Origin of the sequence: Methylobacterium sp. GC_Met_3, from assembly GCF_026540775.1 — a bacterium.
In the GTDB taxonomy this organism is placed as follows: Bacteria; Pseudomonadota; Alphaproteobacteria; order Rhizobiales; family Beijerinckiaceae; genus Methylobacterium.
Genome location: NZ_JALNUL010000001.1, coordinates 287687 through 310364, shown reverse-complemented (window position 1 = coordinate 310364; position 22678 = coordinate 287687). Strand labels below are relative to the sequence as shown.

General features: G+C 70.4%; 25 protein-coding genes and 1 pseudogene. 13 read left to right on the top strand and 13 right to left on the bottom strand.

Features of this window, described 5'->3' with window-relative positions; translation table 11 throughout:
• The first annotated feature begins 27 nt into the window (after positions 1–27).
• Positions 28–669, top strand: a complete 642-nt coding sequence (locus tag OXS27_RS01540) for an NYN domain-containing protein (RefSeq protein WP_243926006.1) — start codon at positions 28–30, stop codon at positions 667–669.
• Positions 670–673: 4 nt separating this feature from the next.
• On the opposite strand, the gene OXS27_RS01535 is transcribed toward OXS27_RS01540, so the two are convergent.
• The 3 genes from OXS27_RS01535 to dapA form a co-directional block, all read right to left on the bottom strand.
• A complete protein-coding gene (locus OXS27_RS01535; RefSeq protein WP_267353790.1) occupies positions 674–1243 on the bottom strand; it encodes a peroxiredoxin in 570 nt (189 codons plus the stop codon).
• A gap of 67 nt (positions 1244–1310) precedes the next feature.
• Positions 1311–1784, bottom strand: a complete 474-nt coding sequence (gene smpB, locus OXS27_RS01530) for an SsrA-binding protein SmpB (protein WP_243925799.1) — start codon at positions 1782–1784, stop codon at positions 1311–1313.
• Between the two features lie 29 nt (positions 1785–1813).
• The gene (gene dapA / locus OXS27_RS01525; protein ID WP_243925801.1) at positions 1814–2713 is read right to left on the bottom strand and encodes a 4-hydroxy-tetrahydrodipicolinate synthase; all 900 of its coding nucleotides are present in this window, start codon (positions 2711–2713) and stop codon (positions 1814–1816) included.
• Between the two features lie 203 nt (positions 2714–2916).
• Here dapA and OXS27_RS01520 point away from each other — a divergent pair, with 203 nt between their 5' ends.
• Complete coding sequence (locus OXS27_RS01520) at positions 2917–5223, top strand: lytic transglycosylase domain-containing protein (RefSeq protein WP_267353786.1); 2307 nt, start codon at positions 2917–2919, stop codon at positions 5221–5223.
• Between the two features lie 158 nt (positions 5224–5381).
• Positions 5382–6368 (top strand): catalase family peroxidase, encoded by a 987-nt coding sequence (locus OXS27_RS01515; protein WP_267353784.1) that lies wholly within the window; start codon positions 5382–5384, stop codon positions 6366–6368.
• Positions 6369–6626: 258 nt separating this feature from the next.
• Here OXS27_RS01515 and OXS27_RS01510 read toward each other — a convergent pair whose 3' ends face one another.
• On the bottom strand, positions 6627–7211 hold the full coding sequence (locus OXS27_RS01510; RefSeq protein ID WP_267353783.1) for a thermonuclease family protein: 585 nt from the start codon (positions 7209–7211) through the stop codon (positions 6627–6629).
• A 111-nt stretch (positions 7212–7322) separates the two neighbouring features.
• On the opposite strand from OXS27_RS01510, the gene OXS27_RS01505 reads away from it, so the two are divergent.
• Genes OXS27_RS01505 through OXS27_RS01495 form a run of 3 tightly spaced genes read left to right on the top strand, consistent with a single transcriptional unit; the run spans position 7323 to position 9640 of the window.
• Complete coding sequence (locus tag OXS27_RS01505) at positions 7323–7625, top strand: PepSY domain-containing protein (RefSeq protein ID WP_267353781.1); 303 nt, start codon at positions 7323–7325, stop codon at positions 7623–7625.
• Between the two features lie 15 nt (positions 7626–7640).
• On the top strand, positions 7641–8309 hold the full coding sequence (locus tag OXS27_RS01500; RefSeq protein WP_243925811.1) for a response regulator transcription factor: 669 nt from the start codon (positions 7641–7643) through the stop codon (positions 8307–8309).
• Positions 8306–9640 (top strand): sensor histidine kinase, encoded by a 1335-nt coding sequence (locus OXS27_RS01495; protein WP_267353778.1) that lies wholly within the window; start codon positions 8306–8308, stop codon positions 9638–9640. Before OXS27_RS01500 ends, OXS27_RS01495 begins: the two co-directional genes overlap by 4 nt.
• 25 nt (positions 9641–9665) lie before the next feature.
• Here the strand turns inward: OXS27_RS01495 and metW are convergent, their stop codons facing one another.
• The 5 genes from metW to OXS27_RS01470 all read right to left on the bottom strand — a co-directional run bounded on the left by metW (position 9666) and on the right by OXS27_RS01470 (position 12860).
• Positions 9666–10376 (bottom strand): methionine biosynthesis protein MetW, encoded by a 711-nt coding sequence (gene metW, locus OXS27_RS01490; protein WP_243925814.1) that lies wholly within the window; start codon positions 10374–10376, stop codon positions 9666–9668.
• 14 nt (positions 10377–10390) lie between these two features.
• Positions 10391–11596, bottom strand: coding sequence for a homoserine O-acetyltransferase (locus tag OXS27_RS01485; protein WP_243925816.1), 1206 nt, complete (start codon positions 11594–11596; stop codon positions 10391–10393).
• A gap of 399 nt (positions 11597–11995) precedes the next feature.
• Complete coding sequence (locus tag OXS27_RS01480) at positions 11996–12175, bottom strand: hypothetical protein (protein ID WP_243925818.1); 180 nt, start codon at positions 12173–12175, stop codon at positions 11996–11998.
• 77 nt (positions 12176–12252) lie between these two features.
• Positions 12253–12420, bottom strand: coding sequence for a hypothetical protein (locus OXS27_RS01475; protein WP_243925820.1), 168 nt, complete (start codon positions 12418–12420; stop codon positions 12253–12255).
• Between the two features lie 143 nt (positions 12421–12563).
• Complete coding sequence (locus OXS27_RS01470) at positions 12564–12860, bottom strand: hypothetical protein (protein WP_243925822.1); 297 nt, start codon at positions 12858–12860, stop codon at positions 12564–12566.
• Between the two features lie 198 nt (positions 12861–13058).
• On the opposite strand from OXS27_RS01470, the gene OXS27_RS01465 reads away from it, so the two are divergent.
• Together OXS27_RS01465 and OXS27_RS01460 are read left to right on the top strand one after the other, a co-directional pair.
• Entirely contained in the window at positions 13059–14174 is a 1116-nt protein-coding gene (locus OXS27_RS01465; protein ID WP_267353773.1) for a histidinol-phosphate transaminase, read from the top strand.
• Positions 14167–15111 carry a prephenate/arogenate dehydrogenase family protein gene (locus tag OXS27_RS01460; protein WP_267353771.1) on the top strand — a complete coding sequence of 315 codons (945 nt, stop codon included), beginning with the start codon at positions 14167–14169 and terminating at the stop codon, positions 15109–15111. The genes OXS27_RS01465 and OXS27_RS01460 overlap by 8 nt, the downstream gene beginning before the upstream one ends.
• Positions 15112–15124: 13 nt before the next feature.
• Here the strand turns inward: OXS27_RS01460 and msrA are convergent, their stop codons facing one another.
• A complete protein-coding gene (gene msrA, locus OXS27_RS01455; RefSeq protein WP_267353769.1) occupies positions 15125–15841 on the bottom strand; it encodes a peptide-methionine (S)-S-oxide reductase MsrA in 717 nt (238 codons plus the stop codon).
• Positions 15842–16162: 321 nt separating this feature from the next.
• On the opposite strand from msrA, the gene OXS27_RS01450 reads away from it, so the two are divergent.
• The 3 genes from OXS27_RS01450 (at position 16163) to trpB (ending at position 18205) form a co-directional block, all read left to right on the top strand.
• On the top strand, positions 16163–16555 hold the full coding sequence (locus tag OXS27_RS01450) for a type II toxin-antitoxin system RelE/ParE family toxin (RefSeq protein WP_267353767.1): 393 nt from the start codon (positions 16163–16165) through the stop codon (positions 16553–16555).
• Positions 16527–16853 carry a helix-turn-helix domain-containing protein gene (locus OXS27_RS01445; RefSeq protein ID WP_243925832.1) on the top strand — a complete coding sequence of 109 codons (327 nt, stop codon included), beginning with the start codon at positions 16527–16529 and terminating at the stop codon, positions 16851–16853. The genes OXS27_RS01450 and OXS27_RS01445 overlap by 29 nt, the downstream gene beginning before the upstream one ends.
• A 110-nt stretch (positions 16854–16963) precedes the next feature.
• Complete coding sequence (trpB, locus tag OXS27_RS01440; RefSeq protein WP_243925834.1) at positions 16964–18205, top strand: tryptophan synthase subunit beta; 1242 nt, start codon at positions 16964–16966, stop codon at positions 18203–18205.
• Between the two features lie 48 nt (positions 18206–18253).
• Here the strand turns inward: trpB and OXS27_RS01435 are convergent.
• The 3 genes and pseudogenes from OXS27_RS01435 to OXS27_RS01425 all read right to left on the bottom strand — a co-directional run bounded on the left by OXS27_RS01435 (position 18254) and on the right by OXS27_RS01425 (position 19593).
• Positions 18254–18652: pseudogene (locus OXS27_RS01435) on the bottom strand (type II toxin-antitoxin system VapC family toxin).
• Positions 18653–18663: 11 nt separating this feature from the next.
• On the bottom strand, positions 18664–18906 hold the full coding sequence (locus tag OXS27_RS01430; protein WP_267353765.1) for a type II toxin-antitoxin system VapB family antitoxin: 243 nt from the start codon (positions 18904–18906) through the stop codon (positions 18664–18666).
• Positions 18907–19011: 105 nt separating this feature from the next.
• Positions 19012–19593 (bottom strand): helix-hairpin-helix domain-containing protein, encoded by a 582-nt coding sequence (locus OXS27_RS01425; RefSeq protein ID WP_243925838.1) that lies wholly within the window; start codon positions 19591–19593, stop codon positions 19012–19014.
• A gap of 101 nt (positions 19594–19694) precedes the next feature.
• Between OXS27_RS01425 and OXS27_RS01420 the strand changes: the two genes are divergently transcribed.
• Together OXS27_RS01420 and OXS27_RS01415 are read left to right on the top strand one after the other, a co-directional pair.
• Positions 19695–21539, top strand: a complete 1845-nt coding sequence (locus OXS27_RS01420) for an ABC transporter ATP-binding protein (protein ID WP_267353763.1) — start codon at positions 19695–19697, stop codon at positions 21537–21539.
• Positions 21540–21681: 142 nt separating this feature from the next.
• Positions 21682–22617 (top strand): cell envelope integrity EipB family protein, encoded by a 936-nt coding sequence (locus OXS27_RS01415; protein WP_267353761.1) that lies wholly within the window; start codon positions 21682–21684, stop codon positions 22615–22617.
• The last annotated feature ends 61 nt before the right edge of the window (positions 22618–22678 follow it).

The window sequence follows — 22678 nt, the reverse complement described above, 5'->3', positions numbered from 1 at the left end:
CCAAATGTTTCAGGAACTGAACTGTTCATGACAGCAAATCAACGCAGCGCAGTCTTTATCGACGGTGCCAATCTCTATGCGACCACCAAGGCCCTCGGCTTCGACATTGACTATAAAAAACTGCTAAAGGAATTTCAGTCACGAGAAAATCTTCTTCGCGCATTCTATTATACTGCGATGATCGAGGATCAAGAATATTCCTCCATTCGACCCCTGATCGACTGGCTGGACTATAACGGCTACCGCGTCGTGACCAAGCCGGTGAAGGAATTCACGGATTCCATGGGGCGGCGGAAGTACAAGGGCAATATGGACATCGAGCTGGCGATCGACGCCCTCGAGCTCAGCGCCCATATCGATCACATGATCCTGTTCTCCGGTGACGGCGATTTCCGCTCGCTGGTCGAGGCGATGCAACGGCGCGGCGTCAAGGTGACGGTGATCTCCACGATCCAGACCCAGCCGTCGATGATCTCCGACGAGTTGCGGCGGCAGGCCGACGAGTTCGTCGATCTGGCGAGCCTCGCGGGGCGGATCGGACGCGAGCCGAGCGAGCGGCCGGCGCGGACCGCGGGCGACTCGTCGAGCCGCTACCGCGGCGAGGGACGTCCGAGCCCGAGCCTGGAGAACCGCTACGGCATCCGCCAGCCGGATTCCGAGGAGGAATAGCGCTTCAGGCGCCTGTTCCGCCGAGCCAATCGAGAACCTGCCGGGCGCTCTGGTCCGGCGGGAAGACCGGGTAGAACAGGTGCGTGACCACGCCGTCGTCGATCACCAGGGTGAGACGGCGCAGCAGCACCTGACCGCCGACCTCGAAGACCGGCAGACGCGCCGCCATCGCGAAGGCGCGGTGCGGATCGGAGAGCATCGAGAACGGCAGGCGCAGCCGCTCAGCGGCCTCCCGCTGGTAGGCGCTGGTCTGGGTCGACAGGCCGTAGATCTGGGCGACGCCGCGGGCTTTCAGTTCATCATGGTGATCGCGAAAGTCGCAGGCCTGTGGCGTGCAGCCCCGGGCACCGGGGATCGCGTCCCAATCGGGCGTCAGGCCCGGCCGTCCCGGCTCGCCGGTTCGGGGATAGGCGTAGGCGATGGTGCGGCCGGAGAGCTTGGCCAGGGAGATCGTGCGCCCATCCGTGGCGGTCAGTGCCACGTCGGGCAGCTGCATCCCGCGCAGGTGATCGGCCCCGCCGTCATCCTCGGGGACGGGGAGGTCGGCGGGCAGGGCATTGTGGTTGGATGGCATGGGTCGCTCCGCTCGGAGACCGTAAGCCTATCCTGATCTCGGGGTGGGCAGAAGAACTGTCCGTTCGCTACCCCCGATCCCGCAGCAGCCGCGCCCGGTCGCGCTGCCAATCCCGCTCCTTGGCAGCCTCGCGCTTGTCGTGCGCCTGCTTGCCCTTGCCGAGCCCCAGCTCGACCTTCGCCCGCCCCTGGTCGTTGAAGTAGATCTTCAGCGGCACCACTGTGTAGCCCTGGCGCTGGGTCGCGCCGATCAGCTTGTTGATCTGGCGGCGATGCAGCAGCAGGCGACGCGGGCGCTTGGGTTCGTGGTTGAAGCGGTTCGCCTCCAGGTATTCCGGGATATAGGCGTTGAACAGCATCAGGTCGTTGCCGGAGGGGCCGGCATAGGATTCGCCGATCGTGGCCTTGCCGCCGCGCAAGGATTTCACCTCGGTGCCGGTCAGGGCGATGCCGGCCTCGAGGGTGTCCTCGATCGTATAATGGTAACGCGCGGCACGGTTGTCGGCGACGATGCGCCGGCCGGGCTCCGGTTTCGGGGCCATTGTTGTGTGACTCTCTTAAGCCTTGCGGATCAGCCTTCGAGCAGGCCGGCATGCCGCAGGGCGGCGTCCACGATGCGCTTCGTGGGCTCCGTAACCGGCACCAGGGGCAGGCGCAGCTCCTCGGTCATGTGGCCGAGCCGGGCCAGCGCGTACTTCGCCGGCGCCGGGTTGGCCTCGGCGAACAGGCCGGTCTGCAGCGGGAACAGCCGGTCCTGGATGGTCAGCGCCTTGGCGTAATCGCCCGAAAGCGTCGCCTCCTGCAGGTCGGCGCAGAGCCGGGGGGCGACATTCGCCACCACCGAGATGCAGCCGTGGCCGCCCTGGGCGTTGTAGCCGAGCGCCGTCGCATCTTCGCCTGAAAGCTGGAGGAAGTTCGGCCCCATGGCCTGACGCTGCTGGCTGACGCGGTCGATCTTTGCGGTCGCGTCCTTCACGCCGGCGATGTTCTTCAGCTCGAAGAGCCGGGCCATCGTCTCGACGCTCATGTCGACGACGGAGCGCGGCGGGATGTTGTAGATGATGATCGGAATACCGACCGCGTCGTTGACGGCCTTGAAGTGGGCATAGAGGCCCTCTTGCGTCGGCTTGTTGTAGTACGGCGTCACCACCAGGACGGCGTCGGCCCCGGCGCGCTCGGCGTGCCGTGCCCGCGCGACGGCTTCCGCGGTGGAGTTGGAGCCTGCGCCCGCAACCACGGGCACGCGCCCGCCCGCTTCGTCGATGCAGGATTCGACCACCCGGTCGTGCTCGGCATGGGTCAGGGTCGGGCTCTCGCCGGTGGTGCCGGTGGGCACGAGACCGTGGCTGCCCTGCTCGATCTGCCAGCGCACGAATTTGCGGAAGGCGGCCTCGTCGAAGGCCCCGTCGCGGAAGGGCGTCACCAGCGCGGTGAGCGAGCCCCGCAGGCGGCTCCCGGTCATCTCGGTCATCTCAGGCGTCCCAAAGGGTCCCAACGGGGATCTTCTCGGCGGTCTCGGCGCCGGGCGTGGTCCGCACCGTACGGGCGCGGACGGGCAGACATAGGCGGTCGGGCCACGGCGCGCAAACAGATCGTCGCGACGGTTAACGCGATCTTTATGGTCGCCGTTCGATCCTCATTCTTTCCCGCCCCGGTGATCAGCAGGGGGACATCGTGATCCGATCCGCCGCCGCGACTCTGGCCCCGAAGCGCACGTCCCTGGCTGTGGCCGCGCTCATCGCCACCGTCGGCGTGGCGCTGGCGGTCCCGGACGCCCCCGCGACGCAGCCGACGCCCCCCGCCAGCGACGCTGCCCTCTCGGCTGCGCAGATTCGCGGTGCGGAAGCCGGGAAGGCCGCCGACCCCGTCGCGGCCGACGCCCTGAAGCTCGATCCGATCCACGCCTCCGGCGACGAGAAGGGCGAGGAACCCGCCCGGCCGCTGCCGGCCGCAGCCTCGGCCTACGCGTCGGCCGACCCGGACGCCCCGGTGGCCTTCCCGATGCCCGACGCGGCCGTCGCCCCGGCGGCCCCGGTCCCCGAAGTGCCCGACCCCGCGCGTCCAAAAATCTCCGGCGACACCGATCCGACGCTGCTGCGCGGCGCCATCGACCTCTACCGCAAGGGCCGGGTCGCCGACGGAGACCGGATGCGCGACGGCTTCACCGATCCGGCCGCGAAGGCGCTGCTCGAATGGGTGGCGATCCGCGCGGGCGCGGGCATCGGGTTCAACCGCACGATCGCGTTCGCCCGGGCCAATCCGGATTGGCCGGCCGGCCCCCTGCTGCGCCGGCGGGCCGAGGAGGCGCTGCTCTCCGAGCGGAAACCCCCCACGACGGTCCGCGCCTTCTTCGCCACGGCGAAGCCGGCAAGCGCGCCGGGCAAGTTCGCCCTGGCGCTGGCGCTCCGCGCCGACGGCTACGAGGCGGATGCGGCCGAGATGGTCCGCGACCTCTGGCGCGCCGAGAGTTTCGGGCGCAGCCTCGAGGCCAAGGTGCTCGATGCCTTCCCGGAAGCGCTCACCCGGGTCGATCACCGCTTCCGGATGGAGCGGGCGCTCCTGAAGGACGATTGGGAGAGCGCCGGCCGAGCGGCCGGTTACGCGGGCGGCGGCTATGCCAGCCTCGTGCGCGCCCGGCGGGCCGTGGAGGACAAGTCGTCCGGGGCCGCATCGGCGCTCGCCGCGGTGCCGCCGTCGCTGCGCGGGGATGCCTCCTACATCTTCTCCCGGGCGCAGTATCTCCGCCGGGCCGACAAGCCCGAGGAGGCCGCCGCCGTGCTGGCCGCAGCCCCGACCAACCCGGACGTGCTGGTCGACGGCGACGAGTGGTGGGTCGAGCGCCGGATCGTGGCGCGCAAGCTCCTCGACCTCGGCGACGCGAAGATGGCCTACAGGGTCGCGAGCGCCTCAGCGGCACGCTCGCCGGAGAAGCGGATTGAGGCCGAGTTCCACGCCGGCTGGATCGCGCTGCGCTTCACCAGCGATCCAGCCGCCGCCGCACAGCACTTCGCCCGGATGGCCACCATCGCGGAAAGCCCGATCTCGGTGGCGCGGGCCGCCTACTGGCAGGGGCGCACGGCCGAGGCGCTCGGCCGGTCGGACGAGGCGAGGCGCGACTACGAGCGTGCCGCCCTACAGCCGATCGCCTATTACGGGCAGGTCGCGCGGGCGCAGCTGGGCCAGACCAGCCTGCCCCTGCGGGCGCCCGCGGATCTCGAAGGGCCTGAGCGGCAGGCCTTCGAGGGGCGGCTCTACATCCGGGCCCTCCGGATGCTGGGCGAGGCCGGCATCAAGGATCTCGCCCTCCCGCTCTACATCGACGCCGCGCGGGAACTCTCCGACCCGCGCGAGATCCAGGCGCTCGGCGACCTCGCCACCGACATGAAGGATCCGCGCGCCCTGGTGGCGATCGGCAAGCTCGCGGTCCAACGCGGCCTGCCGCTCGACGCCCACGCCTACCCGACGATCGGGATCCCGGCCTACGAGACCTACACGGCGGTGCCGCAGGTGGAGCGGGCCATGGTCTACGCGATCGCCCGGCAGGAGAGCCAGTTCGATCCCCGGGCCCAATCGGGCGTCGGCGCCCGGGGCCTGATGCAGATGATGCCGGCCACCGCCCAGCGCACCGCCCGCCGGGTCGCCGCATCGTTCGACGTCGATCGCCTGACCAGCGACCCCGCCTATTGCGCCAAGCTGGGTCAGGCCCATCTCGGCGAGCTGATGGAGGATTGGCGCGGCTCCTACGTGCTGGCCTTCGCGTCCTACAATGCGGGCGGCGGCAACGTGAAGAAGTGGATCGACGCCTATGGCGACCCGCGCAAGCCGGGCGTCGACGTGATCGACTGGGTGGAGCGCATCCCCTTCACCGAGACCCGCAATTACGTGCAGCGGGTGATGGAGAACCTGCAGGTTTACCGCTCCCGGCTCGACAGCCGCAGCGCGCTCCTGATCGACGGCGACCTGCATCGCGGGGCGCGGTAGCGTCGACGCCTCTGCGAACGGATGAGTGCCGCCAGGACGTAAGCCGCACGCCGCAGCGGCATAGCTTTTGGTTGTGCCTCCAGCGCGTGGCTCCCTAGAAGATGGTCCGGTCCCTATTGACCGGGCCCGGGCTGGCCATCGCTGCCGAGAGGATCCTCATGCTGCATTCGAGATTGGGTTTCGCCCTCCTGCTGAGCACCGCGCTCGCGACCGCTGCACCGGCCCTGGCTCAGGACGCCTCCACGGCCGAGCAAACGGTCGATGCGATGAACACGCTGTTCGGCAAGCATCCGGGCGCGCGGGCCAACCACGCCAAGGGCGTGGTCGCCGAGGGCAGCTTCACCCCGTCGGCGCAGGCCGCGACAATCAGCAAGGCGTCCCTGTTCCAGGGGCCGACGGTGCCGGTGACGTTCCGCTTCTCCGACTCCACCGGCGTGCCGACCATCCCGGACGGCGCAGCCGACGCCAATCCGCACGGCCTGTCGCTCAAGTTCAAGCTCAGCGACGGCTCGGACATGGACGTCGTCACCAACTCCTTGAAGTACTTCCCGGTCGCCACCGGAGAAGACTTCCGCGACCTCCTGAGAGCGGTCGCCGAGAGCGGGCCGAAGGCGGCTCATCCGACCGCGCTGGAGCGTTTCGCCGCGACCCACCCGGCCGCCGCTACGGCAGGCAAAACCGCCAAGACGCCATCGAGCTTCGCCCGGCAGACCTATAACGGCGTCAACGCCTTCATCTTCGTGGACAAGGACGGCAAGCGCCAGCCGTTCCGCTTCCGCATCGAGCCGGTGCAGGGCGAGGAGATCCTGCCGCCGGAGGAGGCGGCCAAGCGCGATCCGAATTTTTTGATGGCGGAGATCGGGCCCCGGATCGCCAAGGAGCCGGCGAAGTTCCGTGTCCTGGCCCAGCTGGCTGACGCCGGCGACCCGACCAACGACGCCTCCAAGCCCTGGCCGGACGACCGCAAGACGGTCGATCTCGGCACACTGACGGTCTCGCAGGCGGTGCCGAACAGCGCCGAGGCCGAGAAGGCGCTGTTGTTCATGCCGAACAACCTCACTGATGGAATCGAGGTCTCGGACGATCCGCTGATCGACGCCCGGGTGCAGGCCTACGCGGTCTCGTTCAGCCGGCGCTCGCAGTAACCGACCGGATCAGCGGGTGGTGCCGCGGGACCTCCGCGGTTCCTGGGTGAGACGGGCTTGCCGGGCCGCACCCGGGAGCGTTCCTCGCGCGGGCGCTCTGAAGTCATGGATCCCAAAGGGCCATGCCCTTTGGCGGGGCGTCGGGGCAGGCCCCGAGGTCGGGCTCCGCCCGAACCCTGCAAGGCTCCGCCCTGCACCCGCGAAAGGGCTCGCCCTTTCGAAACCCCGATCGTCCCGGATCTGCGAGCCTCGATGACCTTAGCCGGCGATGTGCAGCCCCGCTGCGGCGTGCCGGCGGCGACGCTCGGTCGGGTCCTGGAACACCCCCGACCACAGGCCGAGGCGCCGCCCCCAGGCCCGGTCGGCGGCCGCCGCATAGGCGGGCGCGGCGTCGCGCTCGGGCACGGCGAGACCGTGGGCCACCATCCAGGAGCCGAGATCCTCATCGCCGATCCGGCACAGCGCCACGAGCGTCTCCCCACCGCCCCGCGGCTCGCAGGCGACCACCGCCTCGCCGATACGGTCGGTGAGCGCCCGGGCGGCGTCCCGGCCGCAGGCATAGGTCCGGTCCTGCGCGTCCGAGCAGGACTGGTCGGCATCCGGCGCGACGATGCCGGCCAGGCTGACCTGACGCGCGCCGACACGGAGGGTGCCGCCGTCGATCACCTGGGCGGGGCCCTGAAGGACCTCGCCGGCCCGGGCAGGTGTATGCCCTGCGAGGCCGCCGGCCAGGAGCACCGCCAGCAGCGGCAGGCGCGACCGGCCGGCCTTGTCGTCCGGGCAGAGGAGGGTGCCGGCAACACCGGCCGCGCAGGCGAGGAGGGCACCGAGGATCAGCGACATGGTTTCAGGTCTCCGGACGGGGTATGGCCCCCTTGTGCCGAAGCCCAGCCCCGCCATCCTGACGGCGCCTGTCAGCCTCCCGTCAGGCAAAGCGCGCTACCGCGTACCCGCATGAATGCCCGCCGCGCCGCCTTGCTCTGCGTGTTCGCCGTCCTCGCCGGCGCACCCGCATCCGCGTCCGAGGACGCCGACCGCGCCCGCCAGGCCCTGGAGAAGGGCGAGATCCGCCCCCTCGACGAGATCCTGCACGCCGCCCGCGAAGCGGTGCCTGGCGATGTCGTGTCGGTCGATCTGAAGCGCGACGACGGGCGTTGGCGCTACAAGCTGCGCATCCTCGGCGCCGACGGGAAGCGCCGGACCGTCAAGGTCGATGCCGGCTCGGCCAAGATCCTGGACGACGACGACGATGATTGAGGAACAGGGTCATCCGTGCGCGTCCTGATCGTCGAGGACGAGCCCCGCATCGCCGCCGATATCCGCCAGGGCCTGGAGCGGGCCGGCTACGTCGCCGACGTGGTGGCGGACGGGGAGGCCGCGTGGTTCCGCGGCGAGACCGAGGCCTACGACGCCATGGTGCTCGATCTCGGCCTGCCGCGCCTGGATGGGCTCGGGGTGCTGCGGCGGCTGCGCGCCGCCGACGTCGCGCTGCCAGTGCTGATCCTCACCGCCCGGGACGGCTGGCGCGAGCGCGTCGAGGGCATCGATGCCGGGGCCGACGACTATCTCGTCAAGCCGTTCCGCATGGAAGAACTGGTGGCGCGACTCAGGGCGATCCTCCGGCGCACCGCCGGCCATGCCTCGCCGATCCTGCGCGCGGGCGCCGTGGAACTCGACACCCGGACCCGGGCGGTCAGCGTCGATGGCCGCCCGACCGAGTTGACCGCCCTGGAATACCGGCTCCTGGCGTTCCTGCTGCACCGGCCGGGGCAGGTGGTGCCGGCCGGCGAGTTGCTCGACCACCTCCACGGGGTCGGCACCGAGCGCGAGGCGAATGCCCTGGAGGCGCTGCTCACCCGCCTGCGCCGCAAGCTCGGGCCGGGGGTGATCGAGACGCGGCGCGGCCAGGGCTACAGTGTCCCGGCCGCGGACGGCCCGTGAGCCGGGATTCGCTCCGCCTCCGGCTCGGCCTCGCGGCGGCGGCCTTGATCGCCCTGGCGCTCCTGCTCGCCGGGATCGAGCTGACCGTGATTCTCGATCGGGTGCTCGACGCGCGCACCGCCGACGGCCTCGACCGGACCGCCAAGCTGATCGCCGGCCGGGTCACCCTTGCCCCGGACGGCAGTCCGACGCTCTCTCGGGAGCCCCCGGACCCACGCTTCGCCACGCCCTATGGCGGCCTGTACTGGCAGGTGGAGGCGGGATCATACGTCCTGCGGTCGCGCTCGCTCTGGGACAAGAGCCTGGAATTGGGCAAGGCGGACGCGGCCGGAACCGTCGACGCGACCGGGCCGGACGGCGGCCGGCTCATCGCGGTGATCCAGCCCCTCACGATCGGGCCGAGCGGCGCCGAGACCGATCTGCGGGTGATCGTGGCGGAGGATCGGCGCAACCTCGCGGCGAGCCGGACGACCTTCCTGCGCCTGCTCGTCCCGGCGCTCGTCGCCCTGTTCATCGTGCTGACGCTGGCGATGGCGCTGTTCGTGCGCCGGGCGCTGACACCGTTCCGGCTGCTGCAATCGGATCTCCTGGCGGTCCATGCCGGGACGCGGACACGGCTGCCGGAGCATTTCCCCGACGAGGTCCGGCCGCTGGTCGCCGACCTCAACCGGCTGCTCGACGCGCAGGAGCAGGCTCTGATCCGCGCCCGGGACGCGGCCGCCGACATGGCCCACGGCCTCAAGACGCCGCTTGCCGTGCTCGACGCCCTGGCGCGCCGGACCGGCCCCGCGGATCCGGCCCTCTCGGCCGAGATCGCCGAGCAGGCGCGGGCGATGGGCGGGCAGGTCGAACGGGCGCTCGCCCGGGCGCGGATCGCCGCCTCCGGCGACCTGCGGCGGCGCTCCTGCCGGGTGGCCCCGGTGGCGGAGCGGCTCGTCGCGACGATGCGCCGGCTGCCGGAGGGGGATTCCCTCGACTGGGCGGTGTCGGTTCCGGAGGCGCTCGCCTATCCGGGGGAGGAGGGGGAGCTGATGGAGGTGCTGGGCAACCTCCTCGACAACGGGCGGAAATGGGCCCATCGCCGCGTGCGGATCACCGGGGAGACCGGACCCGGGGGCCCGAGCCTCGCCGTGGACGATGACGGCCCCGGCATGAGCGCGGCGGCGATTGCGGGGATCGGCCGTGGTCAGCGCTGGGACGAGACCCGGCCAGGGACCGGCTTCGGCATCGCCATCGCCCGAGACGTGGCCGAGGCCGCAGGGGCGCAGCTCGATTTCGGGCGCTCGGAGTTCGGGGGGCTGCGGGCCGCGCTGCGCTGGCCGGGCGGGTAGGCCGGCCGCTTCCCCGAGCCGCGCCCTAGCGCCCGCCCTCGGCGACGTCGCGGCGGAGCAGGAACACGCCTTGCGCGCCGAACAGGTTCCACACCCACCAGGGCATCGAGAACCGCATCGGCCGGCCGCGGGCGTTGAGCGCGGTTGCGTGCTCGATCCGGGCGCCGATCAGCCGGCAGAGCCCGACGAAATCGCGGATCGTGCAATGGTGGATGTTGGGGGTCTCCCACCACGCATCGGGCATGATCTCGGTGACCGGCATGCGCCCGCGCAGGGCGAGTTCCGACCGGACCCGCCAATGCCCGAAATTCGGGAACGAGATGATCACCTGCCGCCCGATCCGCAGCAGGTGCTCCAGCACCACCCGCGGGTTGCGGGTCGCCTGGATGGTCTGGGACAGGACCACCACGTCGAAGGCGCCGTCGGGATAGTTGGCGAGGTCGGTGTCGGCGTCGCCCTGGATCACCGAGAGGCCTCGGGCGAGGCAGGCATTCACCCCCTCCCGGGTCAGCTCGATCCCGCGCCCGTCGATGCCCCGGCGGTCGCGCAGGAGCGCCAGCAACGAGCCGTCGCCGCAGCCGATGTCGAGGACCCGGGCGCCCGCCGGGACGAGGCCGAGCACCACGAGGTGATCGACCCGCGCGCCGTTGTTCTCGGCCGCGTGGGGGAGGGCATCCGCGCTCTCCCAGGGGGCGCCGTGACGAGCCTTGCCCAGCGGCAGCTTGCCGAACATCATCCTGCCGGACCCGGTCACAGGCCGCGCGCCCGGGCGGCGGCGTCGATGAAGCCGCGGGCGGCCGAGAACATCGCCGGCTCGTCGAGCAGGAAGGCATCGTGGCCCTTGTCGCTCTCGACCTCCACGAAGGCGACCGGCGCCGCCGCGGCGTTGAGCGCATGGACGATCGCACGGGATTCCCGGGTCGGGAACAGCCAGTCCGAGGTGAAGGAGATCACGCAGAAGCGGGTCTTCGTGCCCCGGAACGCGTTGGCCAGCACGCCGCCATGGTCTTCGGCGAGGTCGAAATAATCCATCGCCCGGGTGAGGTAGAGATAGGCATTGGCGTCGAACCGCTCGACGAAGCTCAGGCCCTGGTGGCGCAGGTAGCTCTCGATCTGGAAATCGGCGTTGAACGAGAAGGTCGGCGCCGAGCCGCCCTGGAAGCGGCGGCCGAACTTCCGGTGCAGGGCCGGCTCGGAGAGATAGGTGATGTGCGCGCCCATCCGGGCGACGCCGAGCCCCTTGGCGGGCCGGGTGCCGGCTTCGAGATAGCGCCCGTCGGCCCAGGCCGGGTCGGCCATGATCGCCTGCCGGCCGACCTCGTGGAACGCGATGTTCTGCGCCGAATGGCGGGGGCCGGTGGCGATCGGCATCGCGGCGAAGACGCGATCGGGATAGAGGGCCGCCCATTGCAGCACCTGCATCCCACCCATCGAGCCGCCGATGCACAGGAAAAGGTCCTGCACGCCGAGATGCTCCAGCAACATCTGTTGCGCGCGGACCATGTCGCGGATCGTCACCAGCGGGAAGTTCAGCCCGTAGGGACGGCCCGTCGCCGGGTCGATCGAAGCCGGGCCGGTGGAGCCCATGCAGGAGCCGATGACGTTCGAGCAGACCACGAAGTAGCGATCCGTGTCGATCGGCTTGCCGGGGCCGACCAGCGTCTCCCACCAGCCGCCCTTGCCGGTCACCGGATGGGTGTGGGCGAAATACTGATCGCCCGTGAGCGCGTGGCAGATCAGCACCGCGTTCGAGCGCGCGGCGTTGAGCGTGCCGGCGGTCTGGTAGGCGATCTGGAACGGCGCGAGTTCGACCCCCGCATCGGTGAGGAGTGGCCGGTCCGTACCGAAGCACGCGACCGGGCTCTTCGGGTCGAGCGCCTGCGAGCGCTCGGAGGCGCGCTGGGTCGGCTCGTCGATCGGGTCCGGCCGCAGGGCTGTGTCCGGTTGGGTGTCCATGGCGGGTCTTGACGACCGTGTCTCTGAGCGGGTCCGGACCGGGAGAGCACGGTTTCGCCTGACGCGCCGCCCTCGCCCGATGCGGCCAGCGAGGCTCCGGAGGTAATGCGCGGGGCGGCCAGCGTCAACGCGCCCCGCCGGTGCGGCCTTACCGACCGCCGCGCCAGTCGGAGACACCCGCCGTCCAACGGCCCTCGACCGACCGGTCGGCCGTGGCCGATGTCAGGGTCTGCCGGGCCCTCATCCAGGCGGGCTCGACCATGCAGACCCGCCGTCCCGGACGATGTCGAAAAACTGGTTCATCTTCCCCTCCGTCCTCTGATGACGAAGGTCTCGATCGGGAAGCCAAGCGTCGCAGTGTGGTCGAGCACGTGCGGGCCCGCGGGCGCTGCCTCCGGCTCAGGCGATCGGCGCCGCCATCAGCGCGAGCCCCAGGGCCGGCAGCGCGACCGCGAGGGCGGCCCTGGCGTCGAGACGGTCGGCGCCGACCCCGGCCCACCAGTGCCGGCTCGCCGCGCTCTCGATCAGGATCCCGGCCAGCACGAGGGCACAACCGGCCAGAGCCTGTAGCGAAACCATGAAGACCTCATCCCGCCGCCGGCCCTCACCCAGCCGTCGAACCCACGGGTGAAGTCGATCCGATGGCCGAGGGTTCCTCAGCGGATCGCCGCCGCGCAGGCGGCGAAGACCAGGGCTGCGCCGGCCACGGTGATACAGCCGTTGGCCCAGGGCGCCGCGTCCACGCGCCGGAGGCGGAAATCCGCAGCGACCGAGGTGAGGATCCCGATCAGGAACAGGCTGCAGGGGATCAGGTCACCGGGCATTCTCGATCCATCCACGCATATGCCGGGCGCGGCACGCCCGTTGCGCCCTGTCTCCGGGTTCAACAGGCCGAAACGTGGCGCGTGCCCCGCGGCATTTGCGCGTCGCCGGTTTTGCCGCGGCGGGCGCGGAGCGACTATCGCCGTCAGAGCTTGGCTTGCGCTGGCCCCGTGTCGAAATCCTCCGGCCCCATATCCAGCAGGTCGTTGGGCGTGTCGGTCCGGTCGTAGGCGCGGCTGGCGGCCGCCTCGATTGCCGCCTGATTGCGGGCGAACAGGTCGAGGGGCGCCCCATCGGCACCCGCGCCGAACTGCTGACGCAGCACCGGGATCGGCACATCGATGCCGATCACCCGCGCGCCGTCGGTCATGGCGAAGCGAATCAGGGTGCCGTCGGCGGGCAGGATGTGGGCGCCGCCGTCCAGGTAGCGTGTGAGGGGCATGGCTTCCGTCCTTCGCGATCGGGTTGAGATCGAGACAGGTAGGGCGGCGCGGTCGTACGGGGATGGAGCCCAGGCCTGGGCGTTTCCCATCGACGTCCTGCGATCGCGACCGAGAAACGGCCTGGGTTCACCGGCAAAGGAAATGTTGTAGACGGGCGCGAACCGCCATCCGCACCGCGCATCCCGAGTCGCACCGCAATGTCCGCCCCCCAATCCGCTCGCCCGGAACCGCGCCCCGGAGTCCTGGCGATCGACACCTACGTGCCCGGCAAGAGCGGGCGGCCCGGCGGCGGCACGGTCTACAAGCTCTCGTCCAACGAGACGCCGCTCGGCCCAAGCCCCGCGGCGCTGGCCGCGCTCCACGCGGCGACCGCCAAGCTGGAGACCTATCCGGACGGGCGCGCCACGGCCCTGCGCTCCGCGATCGCCAGGCGCTACGGACTCGATCCCGAGCGGATCGTCTGCGGCTCGGGATCGGATGAATTGCTCTCGCTTCTGGCCTACGCGTATGGCGGGCCGGGGACCGAGGGGATCTACTCGGAGCACGGATTCCTGGTCTACCGGATCGCCATCCTGGCCTCGGGCGCCGAGCCCGTGGTGGCGCCCGAGCGCGACTTCACCACCGATGTCGACGCGATCCTGGCCCGGGTCACGGAGCGGACCCGGATCGTCTACGTCACGAATCCCAGCAACCCGACCGGCACCTACCTGCCGTTCGATGAGATCCGCCGCCTGCACGCCAGCCTGCCGCCGCAGGTGCTGCTGGTGATCGACGGCGCCTATGCCGAGTACGTGCGGGCGAATGACTACTCGGCCGGGCTCGAACTCGCGCTGGAATCCGAGAACGTCGTGATGACCCGGACCTTCTCGAAGATCCACGGGCTGGCCGCGGTGCGGATCGGCTGGATGGTGGCGCCGGCCCATGTCGTGGACGCGGTCAACCGGATCCGGGGTCCGTTCAACCTCTCGGGGCTGGCCATCGCCGCCGGCTCGGCCGCCATCGCGGACGAGGCGCATATGGCCTCTGCCGCCGCCCACAACGCCGAGTGGCTGCCCAAGCTCACGGAGGGCGCCCGGGCGCTCGGCCTCACGGTCACGCCGAGCGTGGCGAATTTCGTGCTGATCCACTTCCCCGACGAACCGGGCCGCTCGGCCGCGGATGCGGACGCGTTCCTGATCGAACGTGGGCTGATCACCCGGCGCGTCACCGCCTACGGGCTGCCGAACGCCCTGCGGGTGACGGTGGCGAGCGCGGAGGCGAACACGGCCTTCCTGGCGGCGCTCGGCGACTTCGTGCGGGGCGCGCATGCCTGAGACCTCCACGGCCGAGCCCCCGGTCGTCGGCCGCCTCGCCATCGTCGGCCTGGGCCTGATCGGCTCCTCGATCGCCCGGGCGGCGCGGCGCTACGGTCTCGCCCGCACGATCGTGGCTTTGGACCGCGATCCGGCCGTGCGCGCACGGGTCCAAGAACTCGGCATCGCCGATGTCGTCACCGGCGACCCGGCGGAGGGCGCGGCCGAGACCGATCTCGTGATCCTGTGCGTACCGGTCGGCGCCATCGGCGCGGCGGCGGCCGAGCTGGCGCCACATCTCAAGCCCGGCGCGATCGTGTCGGATGTCGGCTCGGTGAAGGGCGCCGTGGTGGCGGCGATCCAGCCGCATCTGCCCCACGGCGTCGCCCTGGTCCCCGGCCACCCGATCGCCGGAACCGAGTTCTCGGGGCCGGATGCGGGCTTCGCCACCCTGTTCCAGGGCCGCTGGTGCATCCTGACCCCGCCCGAGGGCACCGACCCGGCGGCGATCGAGGCTGTCCACGCCCTGTGGGCCGGGATGGGTGCCAATGTCGAGACGATGAGCGCCGAGCACCACGACCATGTGCTGGCCATCACCAGCCATCTGCCGCACCTGATCGCCTACAACATCGTGGGCACCGCGGCGGAGCTGGAGGAGGCGACGCAATCCGAGGTGATCAAGTTCTCGGCGAGCGGGTTCCGCGACTTCACCCGCATCGCCGCCTCGGACCCGACCATGTGGCGCGACATCTTCCTCAACAACCGCGAGGCGGTTCTGGAGATGCTCGGGCGGTTCAACGAGGACCTCTCGGCGCTCGCCAAGGCGGTGCGCTGGGGCGACGGCGAGGCGCTGCACGCGATGTTCACCCGCACCCGGGCGATCCGGCGCAGCATCGTGGCCCAGGGCCAGGAGACTGCGGCGCCGGATTTCGGACGGCCGCGGCCGCCGGACGAATAGGACGCGCCGTCGCTCACGCCGGCGGACGGTTGACCAGTACCGGCTCCGTCGCCGTCCGCTCCGGGAACAGGACCCGCAACGCCTCCAGCTTCGGCGCGTCGTTGGCGGCGATGTACGGGTGCCCGGGGTGCAGGGCCATGAAGTCCTGGTGGTAGCCCTCCGCCGGATAGAACGCCGCCCCGGGCTCGATCCGGGTGGCCACCGGGCGCGCATAGGACTTCGCCGCATCGAGCTGAGCGATGTAGGCCTTGGCGATTCGGGCCTGCCCGGCATCCTGCGGGAACACGGCCGACCGGTACTGCCGCCCGCTATCGGGACCCTGGCGGTCCACCTGCGTCGGGTCGAGCGCCACCGAGAAGAAGATCCGCAGCAGTTCGTCGTAGCGGATCACCGCGGGATCGTAAGTGACCGCCACCGCCTCGGCATGGCCGGTCCCACCACCGCTCACCGTCCGGTAATCGGCGTCGGCGCGGATGCCGCCGGCATAGCCCGAGACCGCGCGCGTCACGCCGCGGACATGCTGGAACAGCCCCTGCACGCCCCAGAAGCAGCCGCCTGCGAACACTGCGACGTGTGAGCCCGGTGCCTCAGTGGCCTGGATCGCGGACTCCGGCAGCCGCCGGGGCGCCTCCTCGGCCAGGGCCGGCAGGCGCGGCAGCAGGAGCGCTCCCGCGAGGCCGAGCCCGAGGACTGCCCCGAGGAGGGGACGAAGCGAGTCGCGAAGAGCCATGCTGACCTCCTGCCGGATGCGGCACATGCACGGGTTCGCCGGCGCGCACCATGCGGTTACCCGAGCCGGCTCATCATGCGCTGGTGCCTTGCATAGTGCGGGAAACGGTCTGGCGGCCGCGAACGCGGCCTTCCGAGCACACTGACAGCCACGTCCGGCTGCGGCGCTTGCATCCTAGCACTAGGGACCATACTTTGCGCCGACAGGGTGGCAGCGGCCAAGCCAGATGCCCCCATCCCGGGATCGCCGATCCAGGGGCAAGCCGCCAGGAGCAGAGTACGCGCGCATTCTTGATCAGGATCGGTTCCGTGAGGAATCGGCATGCGCATCTTCCTGCCGCGCGACTTCGCGAAACGCGCTGCGAAGCTGAATGTGACTGACGGTAACCTGATTGAGGCTATCAGCCGCCCCGAACGAGACCTGATCGATGCGCAACTCGGCCTGGCGCTGATCAAGCAGCGCATCCCCCGCGACGGGCAGGGGCACTCCGGCGGCTTCCGAAGCATCATCGCGTACAGACGCGGGGAGACTGCGATCTTCCTGCATCTGTTTGCCAAGAACACCAAAGCGAACCTGACCAAGGCGGAAACGCAGGTCTACCGCGACCTCGCGGCGACCCTGATCAGCCTCAGCGATGAGGCCTTAATGCGTGTCGCGGCGGCGCAAAGTTGGAGGCGGATCGACGATGGAGAGCACGAAGAAAACCTACCGTAGTGATGCGCTCCGGTCGGCCCATCTGATCGCTCAGGACCTGCATGCGGGCGGAGCGATCGACAAAGCGACCCTGCGCCGCTTCGACCTGTCGTGCCTGACGCCCGTCGCGCCCCTGGAGCCGGCGGCGATCCGCGCCATCCGCGAGACCGCTCAGATGAGCCAAGCGATCTTCGCACGGGCCCTCAACGTGACCCCGTCTCTGGTCAGCAAATGGGAGCGGGGCGAGAAGAAACCCGGCGGCCCGTCACTGAAGCTGCTGGCCCTGGCCAGCCGGAAGGGCATCGACGCCATCCTGTGACAACCGATCCGGGTCCGCAACCGTCGCGCACAGCAGGCCGCATTGCGGCGGCGGCGACATGGGTCTAGGCACCCGGCAACAGATCGACCCTCGCGCGCAGGATCCGTCCCGTGACCATCGCCCCCGAGCCCAACTCCTTCCGCACCGGCCCCGACGAGCGCGGCCGCTTCGGCATCTTCGGCGGCCGCTTCGTCGCCGAGACGCTGATGCCGCTGATCCTCGAGCTGGAGGCGGCCTACGAGGCGGCCAAGCAGGATCCCGCCTTCGCGGCCGACATGGCGAGCTACGGCACCCATTACATCGGCCGGCCGAGCCCGCTCTACTACGCCGAGCGCCTCACCGAGCATCTGCGCGCCAAGGCGCCGGCGGGGCAGGGCGCCAAGGTCTATTTCAAGCGCGAGGAGCTGAACCATACCGGCTCGCACAAGGTGAACAACGTGCTGGGCCAGATCCTGCTGGCCCGCCGGATGGGCAAGCCGCGGATCATCGCCGAGACTGGCGCCGGCCAGCACGGCGTCGCCACCGCGACGCTCTGCGCGCGCTTCGGCCTCAAGTGCATCGTCTACATGGGCGCGGTCGATGTCGCCCGGCAGGCGCCCAACGTCTTCCGCATGAAGATGCTCGGCGCCGAGGTGATCCCGGTCGAATCCGGAACCAAGACCCTCAAGGACGCGATGAACGAGGCCCTGCGCGACTGGGTCACCAACGTCGCCGACACGTTCTACTGCATCGGCACGGTGGCGGGCCCGCACCCGTACCCCGCGATGGTGCGCGACTTCCAGTCGGTGATCGGCCGGGAGACCCGCGAGCAGATGATCGCCCAGGAGGGCCGGCTCCCGGATTCCCTGATCGCCTGCATCGGCGGCGGCTCGAACGCGATGGGCCTGTTCCACCCGTTCCTCGACGACCGCGAGGTCGAGATCTTCGGCGTCGAGGCGGCGGGCCATGGCGTCCAGTCGGGCCTGCACGCGGCCTCGCTCACCGGCGGCAAGCCGGGCGTGCTGCACGGCAACCGCACCTACCTGCTGATGGATGGCGACGGCCAGATCGCCGACGCGCACTCGATCTCGGCGGGCCTCGACTATCCGGGCATCGGCCCCGAGCACGCGTGGCTCCACGAGATGGGCCGGGTGAAATACCTCTCGGCCACCGATTCCGAGACCCTGGAGGCGTTCAAGCTTTGCTCGATGCTGGAGGGGATCATCCCGGCCCTGGAGCCGGCCCACGCCCTGTCCAAGGTGCTGGACATCGCCCCGCAGCGCCCGGCCGATCACCTGATGGTGCTCAACATGTCGGGCCGCGGCGACAAGGACATCCCGCAGGTCGCGGAGATTTTTGGGACGACGCTCTGAGGGTTCTCAGCCCACGGCCTGCTCGTTTGCGCGATCGAAGCCCAGGCCTCACCCAGCCTCGATATCGGTGAGGGGGAAATCGTTGCTCTTGTAGAGCAGAGGGACTTGGTAGGCCCGGGCACACGCGTAGGCGAAACAGTCGCCGAAAAGGTGAGGCCCGCGGGATGTCGGCCCTTGCCGAAACGATCGTAGGCGTCGAGGGCCCCGTCGGCCGCTTCAGACGGAACGGCCAGGATCCGAATGCCGGCGTGGTCGAGATTGGCGCGCACGGCGTCGCGGGCATCCGGGACCGTGAGGTCGAGGTGGCGCGCCACTGCCACAGCGGTCTCCCACACGGCCAGGGGGTGAGGTCATACGGCGGCGTGCCTGCTGCAGACGGGCCACAAGACTGTGGGCCTCAGGCTCGTCGATCAGAATGGCTGTGAGGGCCGAGGCGTCCACGAACATTGGGAGCGGCCTCATCCGCGCGCGTAGAGGCTGTCGATGAACGCCCTGTCGACTGGCTTCGGATTTGGTCCGGCTCGTTGATGGAGCGCACGGACGAAATCCGACGTCCACCCAACCAGATCCCGTTGGCTGGTTTGGCGCACGATCTCGTTCTGGAGTGCGCGGCGGACAGCGTCCGTCTTGCTCGTGCCCAGCAACGTCATGAGTTGCGTCGCCAGGGCATCGACCTGCGGGTCCTTGACGTAGAGCGGCACGCATATACCCCTGAAACATCCGGGATATGCCCATGGTCAGTCCATGGTCGCTGCAAGGCGGTGTGGCGGAGCGCCGAAGCTTTGATACGGTGGATCCTCGGCCGCCTACCGCACCGTGACCTGATCCTTGATCCGCTCGTACACCCCCCGGCTGAGCACCCGCTTCGACAGCAGCTGATCCACCGACGCGTACGGGCGCTTGGTGACGATCGCCCGGCCGATGGCACCGCCGCCCCGGAGACGGTTGAGATCGGCGATCGACGCGGTGTTCAGATCGACCACCGCCAGGGCCCGGGGGCCGGCGCTGTCCTCGGCCTTCTCGACCTCGGCCTGCCCGGCCGCCTCCTGCCCCTGCGGCTGAGCTGGCGCGACCGGATCGGACGGGAAGGCGAGGGCGTCGGACGGCATCTGGCCGGGGGCAGCGGGCGCCACGGCGGCCTGGGGCGGGGTCGCGGTCTGCGCGGGAGCGCCCGGCCGCCGATCAGGCCCGGCCGCCGGGACCGGGGCGGGCGTCGGCGGTGCCGGCTGGACGATCGTCGGTGACTCGACCACTTGAGCGGGTGCGCGCGCGGGCGGCGATACCGGCGCGGGCCCCGGGCTCGGCAACAGGAACTGCACCACCGCGGCGAGCAGGCCGGCGATGATGAGGAGAAGTGAAATTCTGAGGATCGCAGGTCCGCTGAGCACGCATCACTCGACGAGGTCTAAGCCACTATAATGCTACAGTTTATGCTTTTGTCGCGTATCGGCCAACCAGCCGGCGCTCTTCCGCGCTGGATTACACCCCGATGACGGATCGGGCGGCCAACCCGGGCTCGCGTCTCGGCGCCCTGCGCCATCTGCCGACCCTGGTCCGGGAGATCGCCGCAGCGAGCCCGCGGATGCTGGCCGCAAGCCTTGCCCTGCGTCTCGTGGCGGCCTGCCTGCCGGTCCTGTCCCTGTACATTGCCAAGCTGATCCTCGACGGGATCGTGGCCGAGCACGCCCGGCCGGCGCCGATTGGCGGAATCGCCGATTGGCTCGCCGATCCGGCACGGGCGCGGCTTGCCGGTCTGGTGGCGGCCGAGTTCGGGCTCGCCCTGGCCTCGGACCTGACCGGCCGCCTCACCAACCTGACCGAGACCCTGATCGGCGACCTCTACGCCAACGCGGCCTCCCTGCGGCTGATGGCCCATGCCGCGGCGCTCGACCTCGCGCAGTTCGAGGACAGCGCCCAGCAGGACCGGCTGGAGCGGGCGCGCCGGCAGGTCAGCGGCCGCACCGGCCTGATCGGAACGGTGCTCTGGCAGTTCCAGTCGGTGGTGACCCTGGCCTCCCTGGCGGTGGGCGTGGCGGCCTTCACGCCGTGGCTGATGGTCCTGATCGCCGCCGCCCTGGTGCCGGCCGTACTCAACGAGTGGCACTTCACCAAGGCCGGCTACCGCCTCGCGTGGTTCCGCAGCCCGGAACGGCGCCGCCTCGATTACCTGCGCTACGTGGGCGCCAGCGTCGAGACCGCCAAGGAGGTCAAGCTGTTCGGCCTCTCCCGCTACGTCACGGACCTCTACGCAGAGGTGGCCGGGCGGCTGCTCGCCGAGAACCGGAGCCTCGCCAAGGCCCGTGCCCGCTGGGGCTTCGCCTTCGCGAGCCTGGGGACGCTCGCCTATTACGTCGCCTACGCGGTGATCGTCTGGCGGACCGTGGCGGGATCGTTCTCGGTGGGCGACCTCGCCTTCCTGGCGGGTGCCTTCCAGCGCCTGCACAGCGGCATCAAGGAGATGCTCCTCGGCTTCACCCAGATCACGAGCCAAGCCCAGTATCTCGATGATTTCTACGCCTTTTTCGAGATCCGGCCGCAGATCCGCACGTCTGCCGATCCGGCTCCGGTGCCGAGCCCGATCCGGGACGGGCTGGTCTTCGAGAATGTCGGCTACCGCTATCCCGGCACGCAGACCTGGGCGCTGCGCGGCCTGTCCTTCGCGGTGCGGGCCGGCGAGACGGTGGCGCTGGTCGGCGGCAACGGTGCCGGCAAGACCACCATCGTCAAGCTGATGACCCGGCTGTACGACCCGCACGAGGGCCGCGTGCTCCTCGACGGGGTCCCGCTGCCCGCCTACGACCTCGACGAGCTGCGGGCGCGGATCGGGGCGATCTTCCAGGACTTCGTCCGCTTCGATCTCACCGCCGGCGAGAACGTCGCGGTCGGCCGCATCGAGGCCGCCGCCGACGCCGATCGCATCGCGGACGCGGCGGCTCGGGGTCTCGCCGCCCCGGTGATCGAGCGCCTGCCGGAGCGCTACGCCCAGCCGCTCGGCAAGCGCTTCGCGGGCGGCCTCGACCTCTCGGGGGGCGAGTGGCAGAAGATCGCCCTGTCCCGGGCGTACATGCGCGCGGCCGAGATCCTGATCCTCGACGAGCCGACCGCCGCCCTCGATGCCCAGGCGGAGCACGACGTCTTCGCGCGGTTTCGGGAGCTCTCGGCGGGGCGCGCCGCCGTGCTGATCTCGCACCGCTTCTCCACCGTGCGCATGGCCGACCGCATCCTGGTGCTGGAGGGCGGCCGGGTGCTGGAGGAGGGGAGCCACGCCGTCCTAATGGCCCGGGGCGGCCGCTACGCCGAATTGTTCACCCTCCAGGCCGAGGGCTACCGGTAGCCCTGGGATTGCCCGATTCGCGGAGCCTGCTATCTGCCGCGGACTGAGAGCCTCTCACGAAACTCCCGCTGCGCTGTCGCGATCAGAGGGAGAACGCCCGGTGCCCGGGCGTTTTGCGACAGGCTCTGAACCGAGGTCACCCATGCGCCTGCGCCTCCATCGCCTGCTGACGGCCGGCCTTCTCGTCTCCGTCTGGAGCGCGCAGGCGGCCCCCGTCGTCTCCGAGCCGCCTGCCCCCGAGCCCGGGGCGCCGGCTCAGGCTTCGCCGCAGTCTCCGGTCCCGGCTCCCGGGATCGTGCTCGCCAATCACCGGGCCGTCTACGACCTCACGCTCGACGAAGGCGGCAACAGCCGCTCGGTGGAGAGTGCCCGCGGGCGCATCGTCATCGACTTCCGGGGGGATTCCTGCCGCGGCTACACGATGCTGACCCGGCAGGTGACGGAACTGTCCTCTGGCGAGACCGGCGCACGCCTGTCCGACATGCGCAGCACCACCTTCGAGGGCGGGCAAGGTCGGGAGTTCCGGTTCAAGACGACGACGCTGACCAACAATCAGCCCGCCGCCCCGGTGGACGGGACCGCCACCGACCAAGGCAACGCCGTCACGGTGAAGCTGAAGGGCGGCGCCAAGCCCTTCACCGTCGAGGGGCCGGTCCTGTTCCCGAGCGAGCACATGCGCCGCCTGATCGAGGCCGCGCGGGCGGGCCAGTCGACCCTGTCGGTCAAGGTCTTCGACGGGTCCGACGACGGGAAGAAAATCTACGACACCTTCGCGGTGATCGGCCACACGGGGACGGGTCCGGCGCCGGCCTCGGGCTCCACCCGGGACAAACCCCTGCGCCAGGGGGCGATCGCCAGCATGCCGCACTGGCCGGTGCGCCTGAGCTACTACACGGAGGGCGCCGGCGAGCGCACGCCGATCTACACCCTCGGCTTCGACCTCTACGAGAACGGCGTGAGCGGCGCGCTCAAGCTCGATTACGGCGACTTCGCCATCCTGGGCGACATGACCACCCTCGACATCGACGCCGCCGCAGGGAAGGGCGACAAGGACGCGGGGAAGGGCTGCACGCCCTGAGGAACGATCAAAGGCAGACGCGCGGCTCTCCCTCCCCCCTCTGCGGGCGACCGGATTCACG